The organism is Chryseobacterium sp. Leaf394 (assembly GCF_001424105.1).
Lineage (GTDB): Bacteria > Bacteroidota > Bacteroidia > Flavobacteriales > Weeksellaceae > Chryseobacterium.
Map to the genome: position 1 here is coordinate 622370 of NZ_LMQH01000011.1, position 23105 is coordinate 645474.

The window sequence follows — 23105 nt, forward strand, 5'->3', positions numbered from 1 at the left end:
ACAACAATGAAAAATTTAACACTATATACTAAAAAATGGGCAGGAGTGGTTCTTGTATCCTTTATGCTCTTTTCCTGTGAAAAAATACTTGAGACGGATCTTCCTGAAAATCAGATTGAGTCGGAGACCGTATTTGAAAATGTACAGACAGCAAATTCTGTTCTCTCGGGGCTTTATGCCGGGCTCTTCGATTCTTCTCCGGTCTCAGGTGACCAGAGCGGATACAGCCTTGGTCTTTACACAGACGATCTTGATTTTTATGCCTTAAGCAATACGAGCGGTTTGCTGGAGATTGCCAACAATACGCTCAATGACGCCAATGCTACGACTTCATCGTTCTGGACAGCGGCTTATCAGAAAGTCTATGTATGTAATACGATTTTGGAAGGGATTGAATATTCTCAGGGCATAGGATTAGCAGACCGGCAGAGAATCAAAGGGGAAGCTTTGGCCATAAGATCCCTGCTGTTCTTTTATCTGCAGCAAATCTATGGGGATATACCTTATCCTGTGACTACGAACTATCTGATTAATCAGTCAATCTCCAAAACACCTTCTGCCGAGGTGATGAACAGACTTGAGCTGGATTTGGAGGAGGCTGTGGGATTGCTTCCGGATGCTTACAGGAATGCGGAAAGAATTTTCATCAATAAGAAGGCTGCCCAGTTGCTTCTTGCCAAGGTTTACATGCAGCAGCTGAAGTCTCAGCAGGCCGAAACTGTTTTAAAATCTGTTGTTCAGAGTTCCCTGTATCAGTTTCAGAATGACCTGACGAAGGTATTTCTGAAATCGGGAACGCACATCATCTGGCAGCTCAAACCAAGAAACAATACTGATGCTGTTAAGGAAGCAACAGCTTATTACTTCGCCAATGCAGCGCCGCTTTATGTTGCAGCGTCATCATTACTGGTCAGTTCATTTACAGCTGGTGATCTTCGAAAATCTCAATGGATGGCTGCGGTAACCGTTGGCGGGACGACTTGGTACCGTATTGAAAAATACAAGGCAAGATCTGCCAACACAACTGAATATTCCATTGTATTCAGGCTTGAAGAAGCCTATTTGCTTTTGGCGGAAGCATTGGCAAGGCAGAATAAAACGGCGGATGCGATACCGTTTATCAATCCGATCAGGCAAAGATCAGGTCAGGTTATGCTTCCCGTTTCAGTAACGCAGCAGGTATTACTGGATGAGATTGTAAAGGAAAACAGAAAAGAGTTCTTTACAGAAATGGGAAACCGTTTCCTGACACTAAAAAGATTTGGTTTGTTGGATACACTGATTCAGACGAAACCCAACTGGAAGAATTACCACCGGAATTGGCCTCTTCCCCAAAGTGAGCTGCTGTTGAATAAAAATTTGAATCCTCAAAACCAGGGATACTGATGGTCAGGTTTTTTTTACTTCTGGTATTTTGTGCAGGAATTTTTATTTCTGCACAGAAAACAGGGGGGTCAACGGAGAGGAACATGCGGGAATATGCGAACATCAGAATCCTGGCTTCGTCTTCGGATCAGCGCTATGTAGCTTTACATAAAACTTACAAAATCAACAGCGATACTGTTTTGGTATTTGACCGGAAGTCTGCAAATCCAATAGCTGACACGACACTGGGTCAATCTGATGTTTCGTTTTTGACTGATGAAACAATACTTTCATCAGGATATAACAAAGCCGGGCTTCTAAATCTTCGAAGCAGAAAGGCAAAATCTTTTGATGGTGTGAAACGCACTGTAGTTTTGAAGGATAGCAAACAGTTTGTTATTGAAGACGGTAAAGGAACTATTACCGTATACAGTCAGAATGGAAACTTGCTGAAAACGCTGACGGATGTAACAGAACTTGTTGGTAACGGGAAGGTACTGTATGCTGTGAGAAAAGGAGCAGGCAGTACATATGAGATTATTAAATGGGACGGCCAAGGGATGAAGCGTGTTTATTACACCGGTTATAAAATAAATAAAATAGCATTTTTAGATTCAGGGAAATTTCTGACGGTCAATAAAAACAAAGCCGTCGGGAATAGTAATGTTTTTACCGTAGCTGTAGTGAGAATTACTGATGATAAAATATTTCAAAGTGATGCAGTTAGCTCATTCAAAAACGACAGGATCAATGTAACCCAGATATATAATGAAGAAGTCTTTCTGGTTGATTTTCAAAAAACAGAGAGGCCTGTGGAAAGCAACATGCTGGAAATATGGTATGCAGGTGATAAAACATTAAGAGATCAAAAGACAGGAAGTCTTTCGCATGATTACTATGTCTGGAATGTCCGGGATGATAAAGTTAAGCAACTGTCTGTACAACAATTTAATAATTATGTAGGGATGCTGGATTCACGGTTTCTTTGGGCATACAGCAGTGATGAAAACTTCAGTTATACTGGAGAGAGGGAGTTTGATATTTATCTTTATGATACTGAAACCGGTAAATCAGAAAAAATATTTGAGCGGACCGGCAGACTGATAGCTTCTGCTGACAGAAGATATACGTTGGGATATGAAGTCAACAGAAAAGGGTGGTTACTCTACGATCACCTTAATAAAAAATCGGAAAATCTTCACTTGCCTTTACAGGCTTCAAATCCTGTTTTTACCGATACTGGTGCTGAAATCCTGTTTGAAACGGACACTGATCTTCTGAAATATCATGTAAAATCAAAATCCTCAGAACTGCTTAACATAGGGAAAGGAGAGAAAGTAAAATTCTATAAGTTTAATCCTGAAGTAGTTCATGGATTCAGTACTTTCATCGCATCAATCAGCCAGATAAAAACGGGAGAAAGCCTTTTACTAAATGTGAATAGGTATTTGCAGGATGATAGTGCATACTATGCTTTTGATCAGTATAAGCTTACTGAAATTATACCTTTCACAAGAGAACATGTGAGAGAATTTACGTACAGTCCTAAAGCTGAAGTATTCTTTTCCGTAGAGGAAAATTTTAACCGACCTGCGGTATTAAATCAAAGAGAAGCTGGCAGTGCAAAAAGTAAACTGTTGTACAGTAGTACTCCGGCGGAAAACAGGATAGCAAGTCTTAAACAGGAGATCCTCCATTATAAAAATAGCTTAGGACAGCCTCTAAAAGGAGTATTGTATTATCCTGTTGATTATAATCCTGAAAAGAAATATCCTATGATAGTACATATTTATGGGATATTGCATACTGGTGCAAATAAATTCTTTTCCTCAGAATTGGGTAATAATGGCTTCAGTAAAAAGTTACTGGTGGAAAATGGTTATTTTGTATTTCAACCGGATATTGTACCTGATGGAAGAGGAATGGGCAGAGCAGCTCTGGATTGTGTGAACGCCGGTTTGGATGCCGTTCTCAAAAACATCAATATTGATGCAGCAAAAATTGGATTGATAGGACATTCACTGGGAGGTTATGAAACTAATTTTATTGCAACTCAATCAGACAGGTTCGCAGCTTATGTTTCAGGTGCTTCTTTGGGCGATATCACCAGTTTTTACTTTTCGTTTAATGACCTTTTCAAAGTTGCAGACTATTCCAGATTCGAGTCCGGGCAGTTTGCGATGAACGCATCCTACGCCGAAAATAAGGAGTTGTATTTCAGGAATAATCCTGTTAATTATGTTGAGAATGTCAATGCGCCTGTGCTCATGTGGTCCGGAAAAAAAGATATCAATGCTCCCACAAGTCAGACGATGAATTTTTTTATGGGACTGCTGAGAAACAGGAAAAGAGCTGTAGCATTATTGTATGATAGCCAAAAGCACAGTATTGCTATAAACTCTAAGGAAATTGTGGATTTGAACAGCCGGATCCTGGACTGGTGGAATTATTTTTTGAAGGATAAAAAAGAAATAGAATGGATCAATAAGGAAACAAAGGATGCTCTGTAGCATCTTCGTTTCACAATTAATTTGTTGAGGATATTTGTAATTCTACATGTCAGTCTAGAAATCCTATAAATATGAAAGACATATATTTTTAATAACATGATAAGATTTCTAAAAAGTAAATTGTCTGTTTACTTACATCATCAAAATGGCATTTATAAAATCGTTTGTTGATATTTTGATTTACTATTTTTCGCCAATTTCTGTAATCATTATATTCATTTCCTTTTTGATTATTTATTAATAAAGAGTTAATATCATCTATTGTTTTTAAACTTCACTCAATCTGGTAGATGTAATCATACTTTATTTTTTTAGCCCTTTTCTCCAAATCTTTAATAGTGTATTTTTGATTCTGAATTTCAATGCTTTGTAACCTCGATTGCCAATTATAATTTTTTGATTTTACAATCCTTGTTGTTGAAAATGCAGGTAACTCAACACTGATTGCAGAGTCCTTGACAAATGTTTTTTTTAAAGACTTAAGATTTTTATTTTTGATAAAATACTCAGGCTTTACTATTTCGTTTATATAATTAAAACCGAGCCATCCGTAAGTATCTTGTTCAGGATAATTCGGAATTTTCTCTCTGAAATTAATTTTTATAATTTGTTTCGAGGACGTTAAATTTTGTATAAAAAATTCTGTCGAAACTGAACATCCAAAAAGTAAAAAAAGAGAAATAAATCCTATAAATATTTTAATTTGCTTCATGTGGAGAAGTATTTAATATTAGCAATAGTTCCTACAAATTCACACTGTATTGTCTGTGGGCATTAAAGAGATAGAGCATATTTAATTCTTATATCTTCCTTTTCTGAGATTTTTAATGACTGTAAAATTATTTAGGTTTATAATGTCTAATTGCTATCACAATTAGAATTATTTCTTAATAAATTTTTCACTGACCTCAGTTTTTGCGGTTTTTAATTTTATAAAATAGATTCCTTTATTTAATTGACTTGTATCAACCGAAGAATTTTCTAAAGTTAAGTTTCCGGTTTTTAAAAGCTGACCGGCTGAAGAGTAAATTTCAAAAGATTTTAAAGCTTCTTTGCTGTTGATATTTAGAATATCGTGTACAGGGTTCGGGTATATACTGATTTCTGCCTGGGCTGATGTCTCCTCAACCGACATCTGTCCGCAGGTCGACTTTGCAAGTTTAGAAATGAAAAATTGAGATTTCCCACTGTTTCCAGCTGCTATGAGTGTATTTACTCCATCAGAGGTATCTGTAAAAAGCTGGCTGTGAAAGAGGCCGCCCACTACATAATTACCGTCATTATCCACAGCAATTGCAGAAAGCTCATCCTGAAAACCGAAGTTGCTCTGTATTTCATTGGTTCCCAGTATGTCTCCAGTATCCTTATTCAGTCTCACCAATAAAGGATCTGCAAGATCATTTTGTGCTCTGGTCATTTGATAAGTCCCCCATTTGTCACCGATTGCCCCTTTAATAAATGCCAGCTCGTTACCGTTAATAACCATAGATCCTCTCATAAACCGGTATCCCATGGGTGCGGTAGCAGTTAAACCGTCGTGAATCTTCGACCATTGTACAGTTCCTGAAGAATTAATCTTCAACACAAATGGATTGATCCCGCTGTTAAAAGGTAATGGAAAGCTGTAAGTGCCAAACGTCGCGATAGATGTAGGGTCTGTTCCTCTGTAATAATAACCTGAAAGATAAATATTAGATTCATTATCTTTTACAAGTCCGAATATTTTATCGTCCTGAGAGATGGTATTGGGTGTATTGAATTCTTTTCTCCAGATTTCATTTCCATTGGAAGCATTTAGGGCCAGCATAAATCCGTCATTATTAAAAGGAACAGAATTATATGAAAAAGGAAATGGGTTTCCGAAGCCTGAACTTCTTGAGCCTGCAATATAATACCTGTCCAGAGTTTCATCATACAGCATATTTATTTTGCCTCCCCCAACAGCTGATGCCAGATTCCCTGTGACGGGAAGTAAAACCGGATTTGGTGCCGGCGTCATATTTCCATTATTGTTATTGAATTTTACAAGATAATACTGAAATGTATTTGTAAAAGTTGAGGGTACAGTTATCATTCCATTAAGGTGCGTTCCCGCTGCAAAACCCAAAACTGCATGAATATTTTTAGAGTTGTCCATACACCATACACCATTATCAGCGAATCTGACCGAATAACTTACATCGCCCTGCAGAGGCTTTTGCCACGCTAATGTGCCGTTTGAAGTATTATACTTTAGAAGGAATGCCGTATTAATCCCTGGATCAGGATCGGAGCTGTTATAAGCAACATTTACTACCGGCAGAGCAGTATTAACATCAAAGTGAGTCGCAGTGTACGTAGTAGGTGCATTAATGTTGGCTTGATTTACCACATTGGCCATGATATAAAGCCCTCCATTATTATCGGTCTCTAGTTTCCATGCACTTTCTCCGTCGCCATATCCGCCAATTGTCTGGCTCCAGCGAATATTTCCCTGACAATCTGTCGAGAATAGCAGCAGATCTCTAGAACCGTAATGTGTTACCGTTTGGCCGTCGAGTTGTGGAGTCCCCTGAAATACAGAAGAAAGATAATAGTAATTATTTTGGTTATCCACGGCCACACTACGAATCATCTCATCGGTAGTCTCATTAAATCCGACACCACTGGAACCACTGTTTCCGCCACCTTGCCTGGCCCATTGCCACTGATAGGTCTGGGAAAATGTAGTTAGAGGTATTAATAAAAAAAAGAGCTTAATTTTAAATCGAGTAATCATAGTAATTTGGTTTTAAAAATATCTGATAAAAATAGTATTTTTTTTAATATTTCAGTAATAGAGGATTTAATTTTGTGCAAGTATATTTAAATTAAACTTTCGTTCTGTGTTGGATTTTCTAAAGTTCAAATATTCGAATTCAGTATTTTCTTACCAAAAAAACATTTACGGAAATATGATTTCTGATCTTTAGTATCAATATTTGTAATTAATATGTTTTTTGATCGTTTTTTGAGATTTAATTTAATCTACAACGGTTGGGTATTTGTGCAGGCGGGATAGAATACGAAAACCCTCTACTTGCTAAAAACTTAATTAATTGCGAAAGTCTTCGATGAAAACCTTCATACTCGCTTGTATAAATACCTTATTAGCAGAAGTTATTATTTCAAAATTTCACTACGATTAATAACATAGCCTTCAATTTCTTCTATTTCAATGTTAAATGTATATGAAACGTGAAAATCTATTCGAAGAAAATCGTAAAATTTTGTATTGCCCGAAACTTCTTCATTGTTATAAAATTTACTGTTTAAGATTTTATAATTCTCATCATAGATAGATGAAGGCATATAGTATTCAACTTCGCAAATCCTTAAATTAAAATTTAACTCTAGAAATATTAAATTGGGGTTGTCTAAAATTTTATAATTTAGATAGGATAAATCTTCAATACCTTCTTCAACGTGAAAATTTATCAAATTTACAGATGCTAATAATTTCTTAAGCTCAGGATTTCTTCCCGTTATTTCTATTTTCTCTAAATCCGAAAGACTATTGATATAGTGTTCTGTTTCAATTTCAATAAGGCGTTCATAAGGTTCAATAAGATCCTCACCAATTGTTGCAATATTTATTGCGTGTTTTGATTTATCAATTGTAGATTTTACGAATGAATATAAATCTTTAAAAACTGAAAATTTATTCTCAATATTATATTCTTTTAAATCTTGTAATAGTTCTTCTTTTAAACCATCTTTTTTGCTATTATAAAAATCAGAAGAATTATTATTAATAAAAATTATTTCCTCATTACTATTATTAGTTCTAATATATTCTAAAAATGATAACCAAATTAGAGTATCCCTAAATCCTTTGTCTTGTTCTTGAAAGGGTTTAACTCGCTTGATTGCTCTTTCAACTAAGATAGAATTTGCAATTTTATCATAGTTATAAAAAATTACATTTTCGCATTTCGCTGTAATAATTTCTTTGAAACTATATACTTTACCATTCAGATCTGGAATTGTAATGTGAAATTTTTTATCAAATAATTTCTGATATTTTTCCGTATGTGCAATTAATGAACTGTAAGTTTCGGCAGATATCTGATTCCATTTATTATTAATCTCATTGTTAACAATTTCAGAAATGAGAAGTTTTGATCCTGTATTTGAAACAAAATTAAAAAGCAATTTGAAGTTAGCATTTGTGACGTGCCAATTATTGAAAAAAATATTTGTGTCTAGGAAGATGATCATATCAATTTAACTGCTTTTTTATAATTTCTGCTAACGTCAGTCTGTGAAAAAACCCCTGTTAATTACTTTCAAAAGTAGCAAAAACATTTCAATTGTGGGAGATTAAATTCGTATCTTTAGTGATGCATCATATCACAGGAATTGCCCGTAATCAAATGGTTTTTACGTGTTTGGAACAGAATATTACGAAAGATAATCCGGTTCGTTTTATATATGGTTTTCCATGAATTGAGGCATTTTACTCCAGAATCAAAATGATAATCGCCCCATTGCTAAATTTAGATTGACGTTCTACACAATTGCTTTAGTAAAACAGCGGCGGTAGTCGAAGTTAGCAAAGCTAGAATTATATAATAGAATTATATAGTTCTCTTTATTAAAAGTTTTTAACAAAGCCAATCCCTACGTTTTTATTCTGATAAAAAGGCATAATCATAGTCGCTGACTTTTGATTTTCCCCTCCTATCAAATGATTGATTTTAGGATATAACCAATAGGCTAATTCTGTCGAAAGGATACCGAAACCTGCTCCCCCGACAACATCGCCGAACCAATGTTTGTCATTCAGCATTCTGTAGACCCCTGTGAAAACAGCTAAAGAATATCCTGAAATTCCCAATAAGAAATTGGTGTCCTTGTATTCCCTGAACATAAATTGGGCAGAAGCAAATGCGATCGCAGTATGCCCTGAAGGAAACGAGAGATTGTTGGACTGATCCGGCCTCTCTTCTTTCACAATATGTTTTAAAGGCACTACAATAGCTGATGTTATCAACATAGAAGTTCCGTAAATAATACTTCTATCTCTAAAATTATGCTTTCCTTGCACTCCGAAAGCATTTAAACCGTACACCAAAGCAGCAGGGGCAAACTGGGTATAATTATCCAGTCTGATATGATCCGGTTTGTGTTCGTTGATCTCATCTCTGGTAGAGAAATTCAGCTGTTTAAGACCATTCTCACTTAAACTCCCAACACCATAACCGATCAATGCAGTGGGAATGATCAGTTTTTTATATTTTAAAGTATTCTTTTCGGTATTTAAAACTACTGTACTGTCTATTTTTATTTCCTGAACCTTGATCGTATCATTATTTTGAGCTTTTCCGAAGACCGATACTAATATGAAAAGGCAGCCTGCAGTTTTCTGAAGATAATTGGACATTTCTTTTTTTGTGTATTAAAATTCGTTAGGATAATTACTGAATCGGACATTCACCTCTTTAAATTTCGAAAGGATATTTTGTCCGTATAGTGTAAAATATTGATGATTTGAAAAGAAATCATTGTTCTTCCTCTTCCATTCTTCATCGGTAAAAATGAGCCCAAGGTATTTTTCGAACTCCAGTCTTAAAGCTTTTTCATATTGATAATAGTTGGTTTTTGTTAAATGGAACATATCAGCATCACACATCACCTGATCCGTTAAGAATGTCGGATGCTGGGGATATTTTGTGGAATCAATGCATTGCAAAACTTGATTGACAAAACTATTTTCACAACCGAAGTTTTCTAAAAATGTTTTAGCAATTCTCTTGCTTTCCTCCTCATGACCTTTGTAACAGGAAGCATACCCGCAATCGTGAAACCAAGCTGCAACTTGTACAATACGCATCTCATAGTCAGAAAGATGGGTTTGTAAACCAATCTCCCGCACTGCATCAACAACATCGTATGTATGTTCTATATTGTGAAATGTAAGCTGGTCCGAAAGATTTTCCGACAAAAATAATTTCACATAATTGCTTACAGCTTCTACTAAATTATTCATATCCATTCTTAAGTTCTCAATTAAAATTTGTAACTATAGCCTAGTCTCAACACTTGCGTTTCGTAATAATCATCGCTTGAGTAAGCAAATCCATTTCCCTGGATATTTTTCTTAATGGCCATTGTATTCAGCAGATCGCCGGCATTAAGGAATATTTCTCCTTTTCCGTTTTGGATTGATTTTTTAATGCCCAGGTCAATTGAAAATCTCGACCCGATCTTTCCCTGCGGAATAATATCCGGAGCCAGATAAACGGCGGTTAACTGGGCATCAAAACTTTTGGAAATCTTAAAAACATTGTTCAATTTCACATTTCCGGAAAGGGCTGTTTCCTGATGCGCAGAAAATATATTGAGTTTCGGATAAAGGTTCTCTACCGAAAATGCATCGATATGATTTCTGTAAATATTTCCATTGATATTAAAAGAATAGACCTTTGAAACCTTCTGATTCAGGATTGTTTCCAGCCCTGAATTATAACTTTTTCCGGCATTTTGAAATACAGCAAAAATCAATGTGCTTCCAGGAACAATACTGGAGATTCTTGTGATCGTTCCGTTGGCAAAACGGTGATATAATGCTGAATATAAATAACCACTATCCCAGTTATACTTATGTCCCATCTCGACGGAATTGGTAAATTGCGGTCTTAGCTGTGGATTTCCTACCTTTATAATTTCAGCGTCATCGTATTTTGGAAATATTCGGATATCAACTTCGTTCGGCCGGTCTACTTTCCTATTATAAAATATTGATATCTTGTTATGGTCGTTTAATTTGTAAGCCAATCTCAGGTTTGGAAAAGGCTGCGTATAATGATAGCTGTCACTTTTATAAGTCTGATGATCGGGGTTGACATCATACTGAATTTTTACATATTCCAGTCTTACTCCCAATTCGGCTTCCCATTTTTCATTTTCAAAAATGTAATTCCCGTAAAGTGCAGGAATCAGTTCTTTATAAGTCGCCCCACCTCCCGCGTTGACATCTAATACCGAATTTACACCCGGAATAAAATTCATATCCGTAGGAATGCTTCTGTTTCTCAGCTTGATCCCTGTTTCAAATCGTCCGTATTTCAGAGGTTTTACATAATCAATATTAAGATCATAAACCTGCTCATCTGACAATAATTTAAAAGCATCCGTCCCGGTCGAAGACGGCAAATAATTATCATAGAAATATTTTTCGTCTTCTCTGTGGAAAGTATAATTGAATCCAACATTCAATAAATGCCCGGCATCTTTGAATTTATGCTGATAAGAAGCCGTTCCCATAACTGTGGTTTTCAGCTCATCCTCCAGAAACTGCCAAAGACGAAGACGCTGAGAAAAATCTGCGTTAAAAAATGGCTGATCCCCGCGGTCAATAATCTTTTCGCTTCCATACAATCCTGAAATGGTCAATGTATTTTGAGCATCGATACTCCAGTCGATTCCTGCTTTTGTGGTGAGATAATTTGTATTTCTGTTTCTTTTTAATTGTGAATTAATGATCGTCCCGTTGTCGTATGTTCGGGTTACAAATTCATTTTTATTCAATGTCTCCGTATATAAATTATCTGCCTGAAGGAAAATATTGACCTTATCCCTTCTGTAATTTAGCGAAACCGAAGGATTGATTTTTGGCGTGATCGTATATTGAGGTCTGATCGTGGGAAGATTTTCTTTTCTCACCCAATATGAGCCTGTTCCATATGTGAAACCAACTTTGCCGTTCCAGCCGTCCTGCTTGTTTTTCTTCATAATAATATTGATGATTCCAGCATTTCCGTTGGCATCATATTTCGAAGACGGATTGTTAATGATTTTGATCTTATCAATTGCAGAAGCCGGGATATTATCCAATCCGCTTTGGCTTCCAAAACCTGTCAGAGCGGTTTGTTTATCGTCAATCAGAACTGTTACTTTATCATTTCCACGAAGCTGTACTTTGCCGTCCTGAACGGTTACGCCTGGAAGATTTTGCATACTTTGCAAAACAGAACCTCCATTTTGGCTGATATTATCTGCGACAGAATAGGTCTTTTTATCAAGCTGATCGCTGATTTCGTTTTTTTTAGAACCTGTCATAACAACTTCTTCGATTTTTGTTTCTTTATCAGCTTCTTGTTCAAGTTCTATTGGAGGAATCTCTAAAAATTCTGATAAACTTCCTACAAAAAATGTCTGCCTATGTTTCCGAAATCCCGAAAGCGAAAATTCCAATTGATAATTTCCAGGATTGATTCCTGTTAACGAAAATCTGCCTCCTTCATTGGTAATTGTTCCTGCTACAAATGCAGTATCTTTTTCTGTTCTTGCCAAGACATTCACATAAGACAAAGCCATTTTGTTCGTTTTATTTTTGATTAATCCGGAAATTGTAATTCCTGCAACCTGTGCATAAGCAACAGATGAGTATAATACCGTTATCAAAAAAAGCAATAATCTGATTCTAAACATCATATTTATTTTGAGACAATATTCTAAAATGATTTTGTAGAAATTTTGAATTACTCCATATCCAACTTGATAAGTTGTTTATTTTTATAACAATAAAATTCATAGCTGGGCTGTTTCTTGAAAACAAAAACCTTTTCTAATTGAATCGTATCATATTCCTTAAGAAGCAAATTATACTTTCTAAGAAGATGAGGGGGCAATTCATCTGAATGAACGGGTCTCTCTATTTCCAGACCGTCATTATAACTGTACTCCAGTACAAGGTCCGTATTTCTCCATGAAATGATGGATTCTTTTTTAACATTATTCTGAACAGTGGCAAAAGCAATTTTATCCTGCTTGATAATTTTATCAGAAGTTCCTATCAATAAGGTAATTCCAGAAACAACCATCGCTCCATACCCTATTTTTCTAAAAATATGTTCACTTAGGTAAGGAAGAATATATTTAACGGTATAGGATGAAATTATCGTCGCAACCGCGATCGCCAAACCTAACCATAAAGCTGTCTGGGAATATAATCCCAATACGATGTAGATAATCAGTTTTATAAGATGGAGGAAGACCTCATTGGCAGCTCTTGTTGCGACTATCTCTTCTTTCTTTAGTCCGAATTTTAAATAAAAACGGTTGAATAAAAGACCGATTGCACCGGTAATCCCTGAGACAAAACCTGCAAGAAAACCAACTATAGCCAAAACAAATTTGTGATATGGCTTTTCTTCTAATTCTTCTGTCTCTTTAGATTTAAAAACCTGAGGCAAATTGGCCACAAGAAATAAGGCAACGATCAACTGTAAATAATTGGGATTAATATACTTAATAAGATAAGCACCCAATAAGACCCCAAGAATTGAAAATGGAACAAACCAAATGAAAATTTTCCAGTTGATATGTTTTTTAAAGACAGCGATCCTTGAAACAGAACTTGTAAAAGTACCGATAGTCAGTGAAAAAGGAACTACTGAACTAGGCAGTAACAAGTTGAGGATTGGGATGAGGATAAGGCTCGCTCCCCCACCACAAATGGAGCTGAGCCAAAAAGCTAAAATAGTTCCTGAGAACAAAAGCAAAATTTTTAAAACCATATTCTCAATAAAAGATTACACATTGTCATATTTTACAATACAAAGGTGAATCTCGATTTGGAAGATATTTTGAATTTTTGTTTCAGATTTCAGAAACATTTTTTTCTTTTTCAATATAAAAATAACCCATAATCAAAACGATGAATACCCCCAAAACAAATGCACCTAAAACATCAGTAAACCAATGGGCACCAAGATAAACCCGAGAGACCGACCCAAAGAAAATAACTGAAAGGCAAGTGGCAATAAGAAATAATTTTATCTTGTTTTTAATGGCTTTAGAACGAAGAATAATCAATATCAAAGCTCCACAAAATACGGTGTAAAACAAAACGTGACCACTGGGAAAACTTTGGAATTTCGTTTCTTCCAAAAGCACGACCAGATCTTTGGAAGGCCGAGGACGGTTCACAAGCATTTTCAGTCCTAATCCCAGAATGCTGGATAAAAGCGTTGATAAGATCAATACAGCTTCTCTTTTAAATTTGAAGATGAATAACGAAAATGAACTTAAGATCACAATGGCACCTGCCGTTAAAGGCTGGCCAAACCAGCTGATCCAGATCATTATCTTATTGAGAAGCGGGGTCTGTTTCTCTTGTATTTCTTCAGATATATGAATGTCCAGAAATTCGGGCGGTGCTACAAAAACAAAGACCGCCAGCACTATAAATATGACCAGAAGTGTTATTAATGTAGACTTAAATAAAAGTCTCTCATTGTTTTTTAGAAAAATGGTCAATCTCATTACAAAGGAATTTATAAGTACAAAACAACAGTATGAATCTGAATTAATTTTGAATTTAAAACCCCTGGAAAACTATGTGAATAATAATTCTAAATTAAAAGTTGGTTATGATCAGATTAAAATCAATCCTCCTGGTTAATATTAAGATCTTTATTCTTAAAAAATATTTTGAATAAAATCCAGATAAGGCTTCCGGACACAATACCAACAATCGCCCCGCCAATAACATCAAAGGGGTAATGCACGCCATTGTATACCCTGCTGTAGGAAACGAATAAAGCCCATAAAAGCAAAATTATTTTCAGCCAATTGTATCTCGAAGGCAATAAAAAGAAAAGAAATGTGATGAGCCCAAATGCGTTGGCACTGTGAGACGACACAAAACCGAAATTTCCTCCCGCCCCTGCCTTGCTTAAGTGGATTAAATGAATCAATGATGGATCGTGTGAAGGGCGCAACCGTTTCGCAAGATTCTTAATCAACCCTGAAGCGGTCTGATCACACAATGTTATTGTAACAGCAATTGCAACAACAATATAAATGCTGAATTTTTTATAAATCCTGATTAAAAAAAATAATAAAATTGCATAGAATGGAATCCAGAATAGTTTATCGCTCGCCCAGTACATTAGGGTGTCAAAAAAAACATTGTGATTTCCGTTGATCATCAGAAATACTTTCGTGTCAAACTGTTTTAAACTCTCGATCAATAATCCCATAATTATTAAAATTTTACCTAACTTTCATCTTCCCATTCTTAAATCTCACACTTGCCGTCTGATAATATGAGATGGTTTTGGCAGCCAATCCCTGATCCTTTGTTTTTAATTCGGATAAAGTTTGCTTTTCATTTCCTGAAACATTAAACTGCTTTAATCTCTTTCTGTCATCAATTTGGGTAAATATATTTCCCTTCAACATTCCCAACGTTCTGTAATTGCCGATAAAAGCTCTTTCATCTCCAGCTTTCATTTGATTAATATCTTTTCCGTACAGACTTGTATTGTAATTCCAGCCCAGATATCCGAACAATGTAGGTATCAGATCGATCTGTGAAGTCAGGCGGTCAATTCTTTTTGGTGGCTGTGGAAGATTATAAATAATGGCAGGAATATGATGCCTGTCGATATTGATCTCCCACTTTCCGGCGCTGCTCGCACAATGGTCTGCAACGATAACAAATACGGTATTTTTGAACCAGGGTTTGGTTTTGGCATCGGCAATGAATTTCCCTAAAGCATAATCTGTATATTTCACGGCAGCATTTCTGTCACCTTGCGGGAGATCGATCTTTCCTGCCGGGAAAGTGTAGGGTTTGTGATTGGAAGTCGTCATCACAAACTGGAAAAACGGTTTGTTTGCTTTGGCACTTTTATCGGCATACTTGATGGATTGTTTGTAAAGGTCTTCATCGCAGATTCCCCACGCATTTTCGAATTTCACCTCGTTATCAGGAATTGCAAATCTTTGTGTTTTGATATCATCAGATAATGGATTTCCACGATCCCTGTCTACAATGTCAAATCCCTGTCCGCCAAAAAAAGTGTTCATATTATCAAAATAACCGTCACCACCATAAATAAAATATGGCTGATAATTTTTTGACTTTACAATTGTAGAAACCGAGAATAAATTCTGATTATTTGGTCTCCTTACGATACTGTTTCCCGGAGTTGGCGGGACAAATAGTGTTAAAGCTTCCATTCCACGAACCGTTCTCGTTCCCGTTGCATAGAGGTTTGTAAAGAAGATACTTTCATTGGACAATTGATCATAGTTGGACGTGAGATGATCTTTATTCCCGAACTCTGTCAGAAAATCTGCACTGAAACTTTCTATGGCAATAAGAATAATATTAGGTCTCTGTTCCTGATTCCCTGTGGTTATTCTGGAGATGTCATTGTATTTGGTAGTTGTATATTTTTGATTCTGCTGTAAGAGATCACTTTTAACAATGGAATAAGCATCTTTTTCGGGAAGTTTAGGATAGAAAGTTTCATAATCAAGTTCGTTTGATTTGAAAGCAGTTACAAAAGAAAAAGCACCATTCTTCCCCAATTCATTGACCACTAGATTATTACTGAAATCTGCCTGCTTGTTCTTCATTACCAGTCCTAAAATAACAGCAATTGCCAAAACCGGAACGGCATGGGTAAAACGATTACGGAAAGGACTTTTTTCAGAAAATGTGTTTCTAAAAATATTTGATCTTTTAAACAAGACAAACGTTGCTATGATCAACCCCACCAAAACAACACCGATCACGGGCAAAGGATAAGATTGGTTGATGTTTTCAACAACTTCGTAGGTATAGATCAGATAGTCTACCGCAATGAAATTGAATCTTACACCAAATTCATCCCAGAAAGGAATTTCTGCCAAAAGACTGAAATAAATGATGATGAAAATTAAGATCAGATAAAAATAAATAAAACATTTGTCGAACAAAGATCCGATCCATCTTTTTGGTAAGATCAAAAGGTAAAAGGCGTACAATGATAAAAACAATGAACCCATCGTCACATCAAACAGAAAACCTGTAAAAAATGCCCTGATTATATTGATGAAATTAAGATCGAGATCTTTCACTGACCAGAAAAGCAATACGATCCTTATTATCGTTGATAATAAAACATATAAACCTAAAACACCGAATAGTGTTGAAAATCTTCCAGTTATAAGCTTTTTCATAAGTAAGGGAAATATATTATAGCGAGTAATATTAGAACTGAGATCACAGCGAAAATCATTGCTCCGGAAGCGATGTCCTTAACAAAACCGATTTTTTTATGATAATCCGGATGAACAAAATCGCAGAGTTTTTCCACGGCGGTATTCAGACTTTCCGCAGTAAGAATAAGTCCGAAACCCAGGATCTGGAACATCCATTCAAATTTTGTGATCTTAAAATAGAATCCGAGAACAATGAAAATAACACCAACAAAAGCCTGTGTCATTATAGAATGCTCTGTTTTTAGCAGCAAATAAGCGCCTTTAAATGTGTACTTAAGGCTTTTGGCTCTTCCTTTCAGGAAATTGTCATTGATATCCTTCATATCAATGATTTGCAATTTGAAAAACACTTTTATTTTTAAATGCCTTTGTAATTAAGGAACAGGAGATTATCTGCATACATGAAATTATGCAGCAAAACTAGAAGTGAATTTTGAAGAAATTTTGAATTTTACAATTTGACAGTAAAAATGTGCAGATTATTTTCAAATTTGTAATCGATCGTCCAACGGTGAAAATTGCATATCTCATTGATGATTGCCAGTCCCAGGCCACTTCCGCTATTGTCTGTAGAAAGCTTTGAAAACCTTTTAAACAGAAGGTCTGTATTTAGTTTTTCTTTTCCAGAATTGGAAACTTGAAAAAATGAATTTGTTAATTTTACGGAGATCGATCCTTCACGTGATGTATGTCGGATTGCATTTAGGATCAGGTTATTGATCAAAACTTCAGTCAATCCAACATTTCCATTGACATTAACATCGAAAGAGATATTTTCTGTTACAGCGATATTCTTTTGCTCAAAGTGCTCGCTGAAAACATCCATACTTTGATGAAGTATCTCATCGATCTGAATGCTCTCAGAATTATCGAACTGGCTGTTATCTATTTTAGCCAGCAACAAAAGGTTTTTATTGATTCTTGAACTTCTGGTCAGGGCTTTGTTCATCTCCTCTGCAATGTTGTACTGTTTTTCAGTCAGATTTTCATCTTGCAACAAGAGATCAAGTTTGTTCTTGAGAATGGCTAAAGGCGTCTGCAATTCATGTGAGGCATTTTCCGTAAACTCTTTTTGCGTCTTGTAAACGGATACATTATGGTCGATCAGCTTTCTCAATGAACCATTTAATTCTTCAAATTCAAAAGTATCCGTCTCTTGAAATTCAATGTTTGTCTGGGTATTGAGATTGAAGTTTTTAAGTTTGTCCAATGTGTCCCGAAACGGCATCCAGATCGTCTTGGACAGCCTTCTGTTTAGAATGAACAATCCAGTTACGATCAATATAAAAAAGAATAATGTAATGAGACCAATGATCATCACTGTGCCTTCAGTTTCCTCAATATTAGTCTCTATGGTAAAGAGATAAGGTTGATTTTTAATGTAAATAAGCTTTTGAAGGCATCTGTAACGTTCGATTGTTTTGTCCGCAGAAAAAGGTTTGTATTTTTCTGTTGTAAAGATCGAGTCCTTCTTTAATTGATTGGAAGATATTCTTTCAATATTGGTTCCAGGCTGAATGTGGTTCCATAATGCAACACTGCGTTGTAATTCATCCATGGAAGCATTCATCTTGTTAAGCTCATATCCAGTTTTTTCTGCAACAATCTCATTATGCTCATCCAATTCATCCTGCCAAATCGAATCTACCACAAAATAATACACCGGAATACTTATCACCAGCACAATCATTACAAACACTAAAAATGGTCTTGTGGTTTTACTTAATAAAGGTTTCATAGTTTAAATTGTTTGCCATTTATATCCCGTTCCATACACTGTTTTTAGATAGTGATCACATCCGGCATCGTATAATTTCTTTTTTAGATTCTTGATGTGGGCATATACAAAATCGTGGTTATCCAACATATCTGCAAAGTCACCGGAAAGATGTTCAGCCAAGGTACTTTTAGAAATTACTTTATTCTTATTGCCTACAAAATAGATCAACAGGTCAAATTCTTTCTTTGTTAGGATAATTGTCTTATTATTGATGGTAACCGTCTTAGATAAAAGGTCGATCTGCAATTCATTCTGATTGATTATATTGGAATTGTTGAACTGTTTTCTTCTAATAATGGAATAAATCCTAGCCATCAATTCTGAAAGATGAAACGGCTTGGTAAGATAATCGTCAGCACCCAATTGAAGTCCCTTGATCTTATCGTCCAAAGCATTTTTGGCCGATATAATAATGACACCATCCTGTTTATTTTGCTTCTTCAGTTCCTCAAGAATTGCGAGGCCACTACCATCGGGAAGCATTATGTCCAGTAGGATGCAATCATACTGGAATGTTCCTATCTTTTCAATAGCCTCGTAAAAAGTGGTTGCGAATTCACAGATGTAATTTTCGCCAGATAGATATTCGGCAATGCTTTTTGCAAGTTCGATCTCGTCTTCTATGATAAGGATTTTCATTGTGCTAATTTACACTTTGAATTTTGAAGAAATTTTGAAGGGATATACAAAATTAAAAAAGATCGTTTTTGCAAAAAATGTTTTATATATACATTAGTTTCAAATTTAGATACTCATAATAAATCTAAAAAGGATTTTTTATTCATTTTAGGAACTAATTAGCCCATATCTTTTAAGTAGCCTCCACCTGCTATGTCAACTGCTTCACACATGAAGCAATTTGTGATAACTGTATATTCTAATATAATTACATATAATGTAAATATGGTATATATTTCGTAATATTTTCGCTTTATGATTACGTATTTGGTATTAATATTGCAAGATGACTTAGTAACCAAAATCAAATATTATGAAAAAAGTCTTTATTTTTATCGGGCTGGTCTCGACCGTTGCATTATCTAATGCTCAAATCGTTATTAATGAAATTTATACGGGAGGTGGAATTTTAGGAGCAACGCTTACTAATGATTTCATAGAACTAAAGAATATTGGAAATGCTACATCTACACTTAATGGTGCAACCATACAGTATGGCCCAATTTCCGGAGCATTTACCCAGTATCATACACTGCCTAATATTACCTTAGCTCCCGGACAGACTTATTTAATTCAAGAAGGTTCTGATGGTGGCGGAATTATCAATCTCGTTAATCCCAATCTTATTGTAAACGTTGTACTTAATTTTAACGGAACCGCTCCTACAGTAGGACTTGGCTTAGGACTCGCCCTTACTTCTGGTAAAGTTGCTTTGGCAAATAATACCACACAGGTTAGTGGACCCACTGCATCCAATGTTTTAGACTTTGTGGGATATGGTCTGGCTAATCAATACGAAGGTTCAGGAGCTGCTCCTTCTCCGAGCATATTAAATTCAATTACGAGAGTCTCAGGAGACACTAATAATAATAACGTAGATTTTACCGTTACCCTTCCTAGTCCACAGGCTGGAGTTTTAGCCGTAAATGATATATTATCCAGCTCCATGAATAACAGCAATTTCATACAAAATACTTTGGTAAAGAATAATGAAATTTTTTTCCGTCGAGATGTGAAAGATGTAAAAGTTTATACTCTTTCAGGGCAGCTGATTAAAACAGGATCAGTAAATAATAATGATAAACTTAATATCGCAGAGCTGCAAAAAGGAACTTATATTATTAAAGGTATTAGCGACAATAAAGTGGTTTCCCAAAAGATTTTAAAAGAGTAATTCGCTAAACAATTAACTTAGAAAACAGTTGCCCTCTGCAACTGTTTTCTTATTAGCCAATAATAGCCTCTTATGATTTGAATGTTTTTGAATTCTCATTCTATTATACCTACACTTATTCTAAATCTTTATTTAGGTACAATTTTTAAAGCTTTTGAGAACATGTGACGACTTTTGCTAAAATCAAATGGATTATAAAAAGAGTAAATCAAAGTATTGGATTAACTTAATAAATATTCTGATTTAATACTATTAGAAAAGACTGCTGATAAAATCAGCTATCTTTATTGCAATTTCTAGAACTACTTGGATCATGTGTTAAGTTTTTTTTGGTTATCTAATTTTGTGTGAATTTAAGGAGAATTATTTAATAATACACTGTGTATTGATTTCTTTCGAATTTATAAATCAATAACAGGGCATTTAGGCGGAGCTATGTAAAGACTTGCAAACGAAAACTTCTGGCAGGGTATATTTGTAATTTTAATGTTAACTTTTAGGAAATGGTCTTATTAGTTGTAAAGTAATTAAAAAGGGACGCAAAAAGCGTCCCCTGATTGTTATGGTAACTCATAAAGATTATCACCACACATCGTTTCAGAAGCACCGGCGTTGTGCAATTCTACATTTGGATCTGCAGTCCATTGGCAGAATGCGCCTACTGCAATGTTGCTGCAGTCCTGTAAGGTGTTTTGACACTCAAACTGTCCGCCTCCGACATCAACAATTCTGTAGCCTTTTACAATGGCTTTTTTACTCTCTTTTGCCATCATTGTGGCAAATGCTGACCCTGTTCCTAATACAATTAGGGCTACAGGAAAAAGAATTTTTTTCATAATAAAAAAATTTGATAATTGTGCCTACTCTTGGTCACGGTTTTCGGCTTCCCCGTTTTTCAAAATGTTTTTTTAATGAATTGGTTATACGGTATCGGATAAGTTGATGACCGACAATCACGTAAAAGTCTTTTTCGGTGATCAGAAAATCTGATAATGTTTCTTCTCCAAAATTTTCAATATACAGGCTTCCGATATATTCCTGTTGATCTGTTCTGTAAATGTCGATCACTTTACTATTTTTCCATCTCCTTTTGGACTCATTCTTACCCCTCAAGTCAGAAGGATTGAACAGTAGTCCGAGAAATGGAGTAGCCTGACCGTTAACTTTCAGAGGGGGCTTTTCCATTTTGTTTCTACCATCTGAGAGCGCTCTGGTTTTAATCTGAGCTTTCTCAATAGTATCAATTGTCCGCATTTTATTTTTCAGCTGCATCACTGAATCCATGACTAAAAATTGATTTCTGTAAGAATAAATGTAACTGACAACTCCTCTTTTATGATCGGCGGATAAATGACCGTCTGAATCAAAGACTCCGTCATCTTGCCTTTCAAGAAGCTGAGGAAATAATCTCACCTTATTCTTACCGGTTTTAGTGATGGTAAGTTGGCCCAGCATCAGATTTTTAGTTTTTGCAGATTGCGTTCTGAATGCAAAATTCCTTTCGTTTATGAGTTCAAGTTGAGTGAAGAATACATCATTAATACTGATTGGCCAATTTTCACTGTTATCCAGTTTTCCTTTGAGGATTATTGGGATAGTTCCGTCATAGATGTAGTAATATCCGTTACTAACTTTTATTTCAATTTTTTTGTAGGAGTATTTTTTCAAATCGAGTTTTATTTTGAAACGATTTATTTCACGTAAAGAACTGTCGACAGAAATCAGCTGCTGCGGAAAATTACGGTCCCCCAGAAATATATTCCCTTCACTTACACCTGCAAAATATAAACTGGATGTTTCCATATCTCTGGTACTGGTCTTAATCAACGGATGCATCAGGAATCTTCTGGTAAAATTATTTTCCTGTTTAATGATGTACTCGGATTTTAGAAATAGAGTAGTCACTAATAGGATTGCTGTAAAATTGGATATGATCAGGTAAGCAAGTGATCTTTTATAGGTCGATTTAAAAGTTTTTGCATTGATCAATACTGAGATTGCGCCTAACACAACACAGCATAAATTAAATATTAAATGTTCAGTCCAACCAAGGTCCTCTAAAATACCTCCGCAGGAACAAGGTACAAAGTCACTGTAATTCAATATCAGAAAGATGTAGACTGTAAATGCTGTCATTAATGCTGTAGAAAAATATAGTCCGGACTGTCTTAATTTATCTATGCTTAGAAAAAACACCACGACAATTTCAATTATGATCACTGTGTATGAAACCCATCCTGCATAAGCACTGAGTAAGGGAGACTGTCCAATCTGAACCTGAAAATTTTCAAAGTCCATTGCTTTGCTTACAGCAGCATAACAAAAAAGCAGAATAAAAAAGTAACTTACTACTTTTGGAACATGTGGGATTAGTTTTTTCATTATTTTCTTATTACTATTAAATTATGGAGATTAATATCCATTGGACTTCAATTCCGCAGTAATCAGGCATTATCGAACCTTTTGCCAGAGTAATGGTCGTCTTAAAACTCCCCATACACTGCCATGTCCCGCTGGTCGGACATGTTTGACCCGTTGACTTTTTAGCAGATAAATGAGGAGTAGCTTTCATAAT

18 protein-coding genes are annotated in these 23105 nt (G+C 35.4%); 3 read left to right on the forward strand and 15 right to left on the reverse strand.

What is annotated here, in order from left to right:
• The first annotated feature begins 6 nt into the window (after positions 1–6).
• Entirely contained in the window at positions 7–1386 is a 1380-nt protein-coding gene (locus tag ASG21_RS07330) for a RagB/SusD family nutrient uptake outer membrane protein (protein ID WP_056082225.1), read from the forward strand.
• Complete coding sequence (locus ASG21_RS07335; protein WP_056077668.1) at positions 1386–3875, forward strand: prolyl oligopeptidase family serine peptidase; 2490 nt, start codon at positions 1386–1388, stop codon at positions 3873–3875. Before ASG21_RS07330 ends, ASG21_RS07335 begins: the two co-directional genes overlap by 1 nt.
• Positions 3876–4149: 274 nt before the next feature.
• On the opposite strand, the gene ASG21_RS07340 is transcribed toward ASG21_RS07335, so the two are convergent.
• From ASG21_RS07340 to ASG21_RS07405, 13 genes are all read right to left on the reverse strand, one after another.
• Positions 4150–4587, reverse strand: coding sequence for a hypothetical protein (locus ASG21_RS07340; RefSeq protein ID WP_056077671.1), 438 nt, complete (start codon positions 4585–4587; stop codon positions 4150–4152).
• Between the two features lie 168 nt (positions 4588–4755).
• Entirely contained in the window at positions 4756–6633 is a 1878-nt protein-coding gene (locus ASG21_RS07345) for a T9SS type A sorting domain-containing protein (protein ID WP_056077675.1), read from the reverse strand.
• A gap of 383 nt (positions 6634–7016) precedes the next feature.
• Complete coding sequence (locus tag ASG21_RS07350; protein WP_056077678.1) at positions 7017–8114, reverse strand: PIN domain-containing protein; 1098 nt, start codon at positions 8112–8114, stop codon at positions 7017–7019.
• Positions 8115–8490: 376 nt separating this feature from the next.
• The gene (locus ASG21_RS07355; protein ID WP_082482393.1) at positions 8491–9279 is read right to left on the reverse strand and encodes a phosphatase PAP2 family protein; all 789 of its coding nucleotides are present in this window, start codon (positions 9277–9279) and stop codon (positions 8491–8493) included.
• Positions 9280–9294: 15 nt separating this feature from the next.
• Positions 9295–9885 carry an HD domain-containing protein gene (locus ASG21_RS07360; protein ID WP_128414240.1) on the reverse strand — a complete coding sequence of 197 codons (591 nt, stop codon included), beginning with the start codon at positions 9883–9885 and terminating at the stop codon, positions 9295–9297.
• A 20-nt stretch (positions 9886–9905) separates the two neighbouring features.
• The gene (locus ASG21_RS07365) at positions 9906–12332 is read right to left on the reverse strand and encodes a TonB-dependent receptor (protein ID WP_199767872.1); all 2427 of its coding nucleotides are present in this window, start codon (positions 12330–12332) and stop codon (positions 9906–9908) included.
• Positions 12333–12379: 47 nt separating this feature from the next.
• Positions 12380–13417 carry a sulfite exporter TauE/SafE family protein gene (locus ASG21_RS07370; protein WP_056077689.1) on the reverse strand — a complete coding sequence of 346 codons (1038 nt, stop codon included), beginning with the start codon at positions 13415–13417 and terminating at the stop codon, positions 12380–12382.
• An 82-nt stretch (positions 13418–13499) separates the two neighbouring features.
• Positions 13500–14165, reverse strand: coding sequence for a phosphatase PAP2 family protein (locus ASG21_RS07375; protein ID WP_082482394.1), 666 nt, complete (start codon positions 14163–14165; stop codon positions 13500–13502).
• Positions 14166–14287: 122 nt separating this feature from the next.
• Complete coding sequence (locus ASG21_RS07385; RefSeq protein ID WP_056077699.1) at positions 14288–14884, reverse strand: phosphatase PAP2 family protein; 597 nt, start codon at positions 14882–14884, stop codon at positions 14288–14290.
• A 13-nt stretch (positions 14885–14897) separates the two neighbouring features.
• Positions 14898–16856: an alkaline phosphatase family protein gene (locus ASG21_RS07390; protein WP_056077701.1), complete on the reverse strand. Its 1959-nt coding sequence runs from the start codon at positions 16854–16856 to the stop codon at positions 14898–14900.
• Positions 16853–17221, reverse strand: coding sequence for a diacylglycerol kinase family protein (locus ASG21_RS07395; RefSeq protein WP_056077704.1), 369 nt, complete (start codon positions 17219–17221; stop codon positions 16853–16855). Before ASG21_RS07395 ends, ASG21_RS07390 begins: the two co-directional genes overlap by 4 nt.
• A 128-nt stretch (positions 17222–17349) precedes the next feature.
• Entirely contained in the window at positions 17350–18636 is a 1287-nt protein-coding gene (locus ASG21_RS07400) for a HAMP domain-containing sensor histidine kinase (protein ID WP_056077707.1), read from the reverse strand.
• Positions 18637–18639: 3 nt separating this feature from the next.
• Positions 18640–19317 (reverse strand): response regulator transcription factor, encoded by a 678-nt coding sequence (locus ASG21_RS07405; RefSeq protein ID WP_056077710.1) that lies wholly within the window; start codon positions 19315–19317, stop codon positions 18640–18642.
• Positions 19318–19669: 352 nt separating this feature from the next.
• Between ASG21_RS07405 and ASG21_RS07410 the strand changes: the two genes are divergently transcribed.
• Complete coding sequence (locus tag ASG21_RS07410; RefSeq protein WP_056077711.1) at positions 19670–20530, forward strand: lamin tail domain-containing protein; 861 nt, start codon at positions 19670–19672, stop codon at positions 20528–20530.
• Between the two features lie 560 nt (positions 20531–21090).
• On the opposite strand, the gene ASG21_RS07415 is transcribed toward ASG21_RS07410, so the two are convergent.
• Positions 21091–21366, reverse strand: a complete 276-nt coding sequence (locus ASG21_RS07415; RefSeq protein WP_056077715.1) for a DUF6520 family protein — start codon at positions 21364–21366, stop codon at positions 21091–21093.
• 34 nt (positions 21367–21400) lie between these two features.
• Positions 21401–22912 (reverse strand): MauE/DoxX family redox-associated membrane protein, encoded by a 1512-nt coding sequence (locus ASG21_RS07420; protein WP_241773471.1) that lies wholly within the window; start codon positions 22910–22912, stop codon positions 21401–21403.
• Positions 22913–23105: the final 193 nt, after the last annotated feature.

Bases quoted from the DNA above. Each gene is read 5' to 3' on its own strand.
- ASG21_RS07385 (WP_056077699.1), bottom strand. From the start codon at position 14,884: ATGGGATTATTGATCGAGAGTTTAAAACAGTTTGACACGAAAGTATTT.
- ASG21_RS07345 (WP_056077675.1), bottom strand. From the start codon at position 6,633: ATGATTACTCGATTTAAAATTAAGCTCTTTTTTTTATTAATACCTCTA.
- ASG21_RS07365 (WP_199767872.1), bottom strand. From the start codon at position 12,332: ATGATGTTTAGAATCAGATTATTGCTTTTTTTGATAACGGTATTATAC.
- ASG21_RS07420 (WP_241773471.1), bottom strand. From the start codon at position 22,912: ATGAAAAAACTAATCCCACATGTTCCAAAAGTAGTAAGTTACTTTTTT.
- ASG21_RS07410 (WP_056077711.1), top strand. From the start codon at position 19,670: ATGAAAAAAGTCTTTATTTTTATCGGGCTGGTCTCGACCGTTGCATTA.
- ASG21_RS07370 (WP_056077689.1), bottom strand. From the start codon at position 13,417: ATGGTTTTAAAAATTTTGCTTTTGTTCTCAGGAACTATTTTAGCTTTT.
- ASG21_RS07350 (WP_056077678.1), bottom strand. From the start codon at position 8,114: ATGATCATCTTCCTAGACACAAATATTTTTTTCAATAATTGGCACGTC.
- ASG21_RS07355 (WP_082482393.1), bottom strand. From the start codon at position 9,279: ATGTCCAATTATCTTCAGAAAACTGCAGGCTGCCTTTTCATATTAGTA.
- ASG21_RS07375 (WP_082482394.1), bottom strand. From the start codon at position 14,165: ATGAGATTGACCATTTTTCTAAAAAACAATGAGAGACTTTTATTTAAG.
- ASG21_RS07395 (WP_056077704.1), bottom strand. From the start codon at position 17,221: ATGAAGGATATCAATGACAATTTCCTGAAAGGAAGAGCCAAAAGCCTT.
- ASG21_RS07340 (WP_056077671.1), bottom strand. From the start codon at position 4,587: ATGAAGCAAATTAAAATATTTATAGGATTTATTTCTCTTTTTTTACTT.
- ASG21_RS07360 (WP_128414240.1), bottom strand. From the start codon at position 9,885: ATGAATAATTTAGTAGAAGCTGTAAGCAATTATGTGAAATTATTTTTG.
- ASG21_RS07415 (WP_056077715.1), bottom strand. From the start codon at position 21,366: ATGAAAAAAATTCTTTTTCCTGTAGCCCTAATTGTATTAGGAACAGGG.
- ASG21_RS07335 (WP_056077668.1), top strand. From the start codon at position 1,386: ATGGTCAGGTTTTTTTTACTTCTGGTATTTTGTGCAGGAATTTTTATT.
- ASG21_RS07400 (WP_056077707.1), bottom strand. From the start codon at position 18,636: ATGAAACCTTTATTAAGTAAAACCACAAGACCATTTTTAGTGTTTGTA.
- ASG21_RS07330 (WP_056082225.1), top strand. From the start codon at position 7: ATGAAAAATTTAACACTATATACTAAAAAATGGGCAGGAGTGGTTCTT.
- ASG21_RS07405 (WP_056077710.1), bottom strand. From the start codon at position 19,317: ATGAAAATCCTTATCATAGAAGACGAGATCGAACTTGCAAAAAGCATT.
- ASG21_RS07390 (WP_056077701.1), bottom strand. From the start codon at position 16,856: ATGAAAAAGCTTATAACTGGAAGATTTTCAACACTATTCGGTGTTTTA.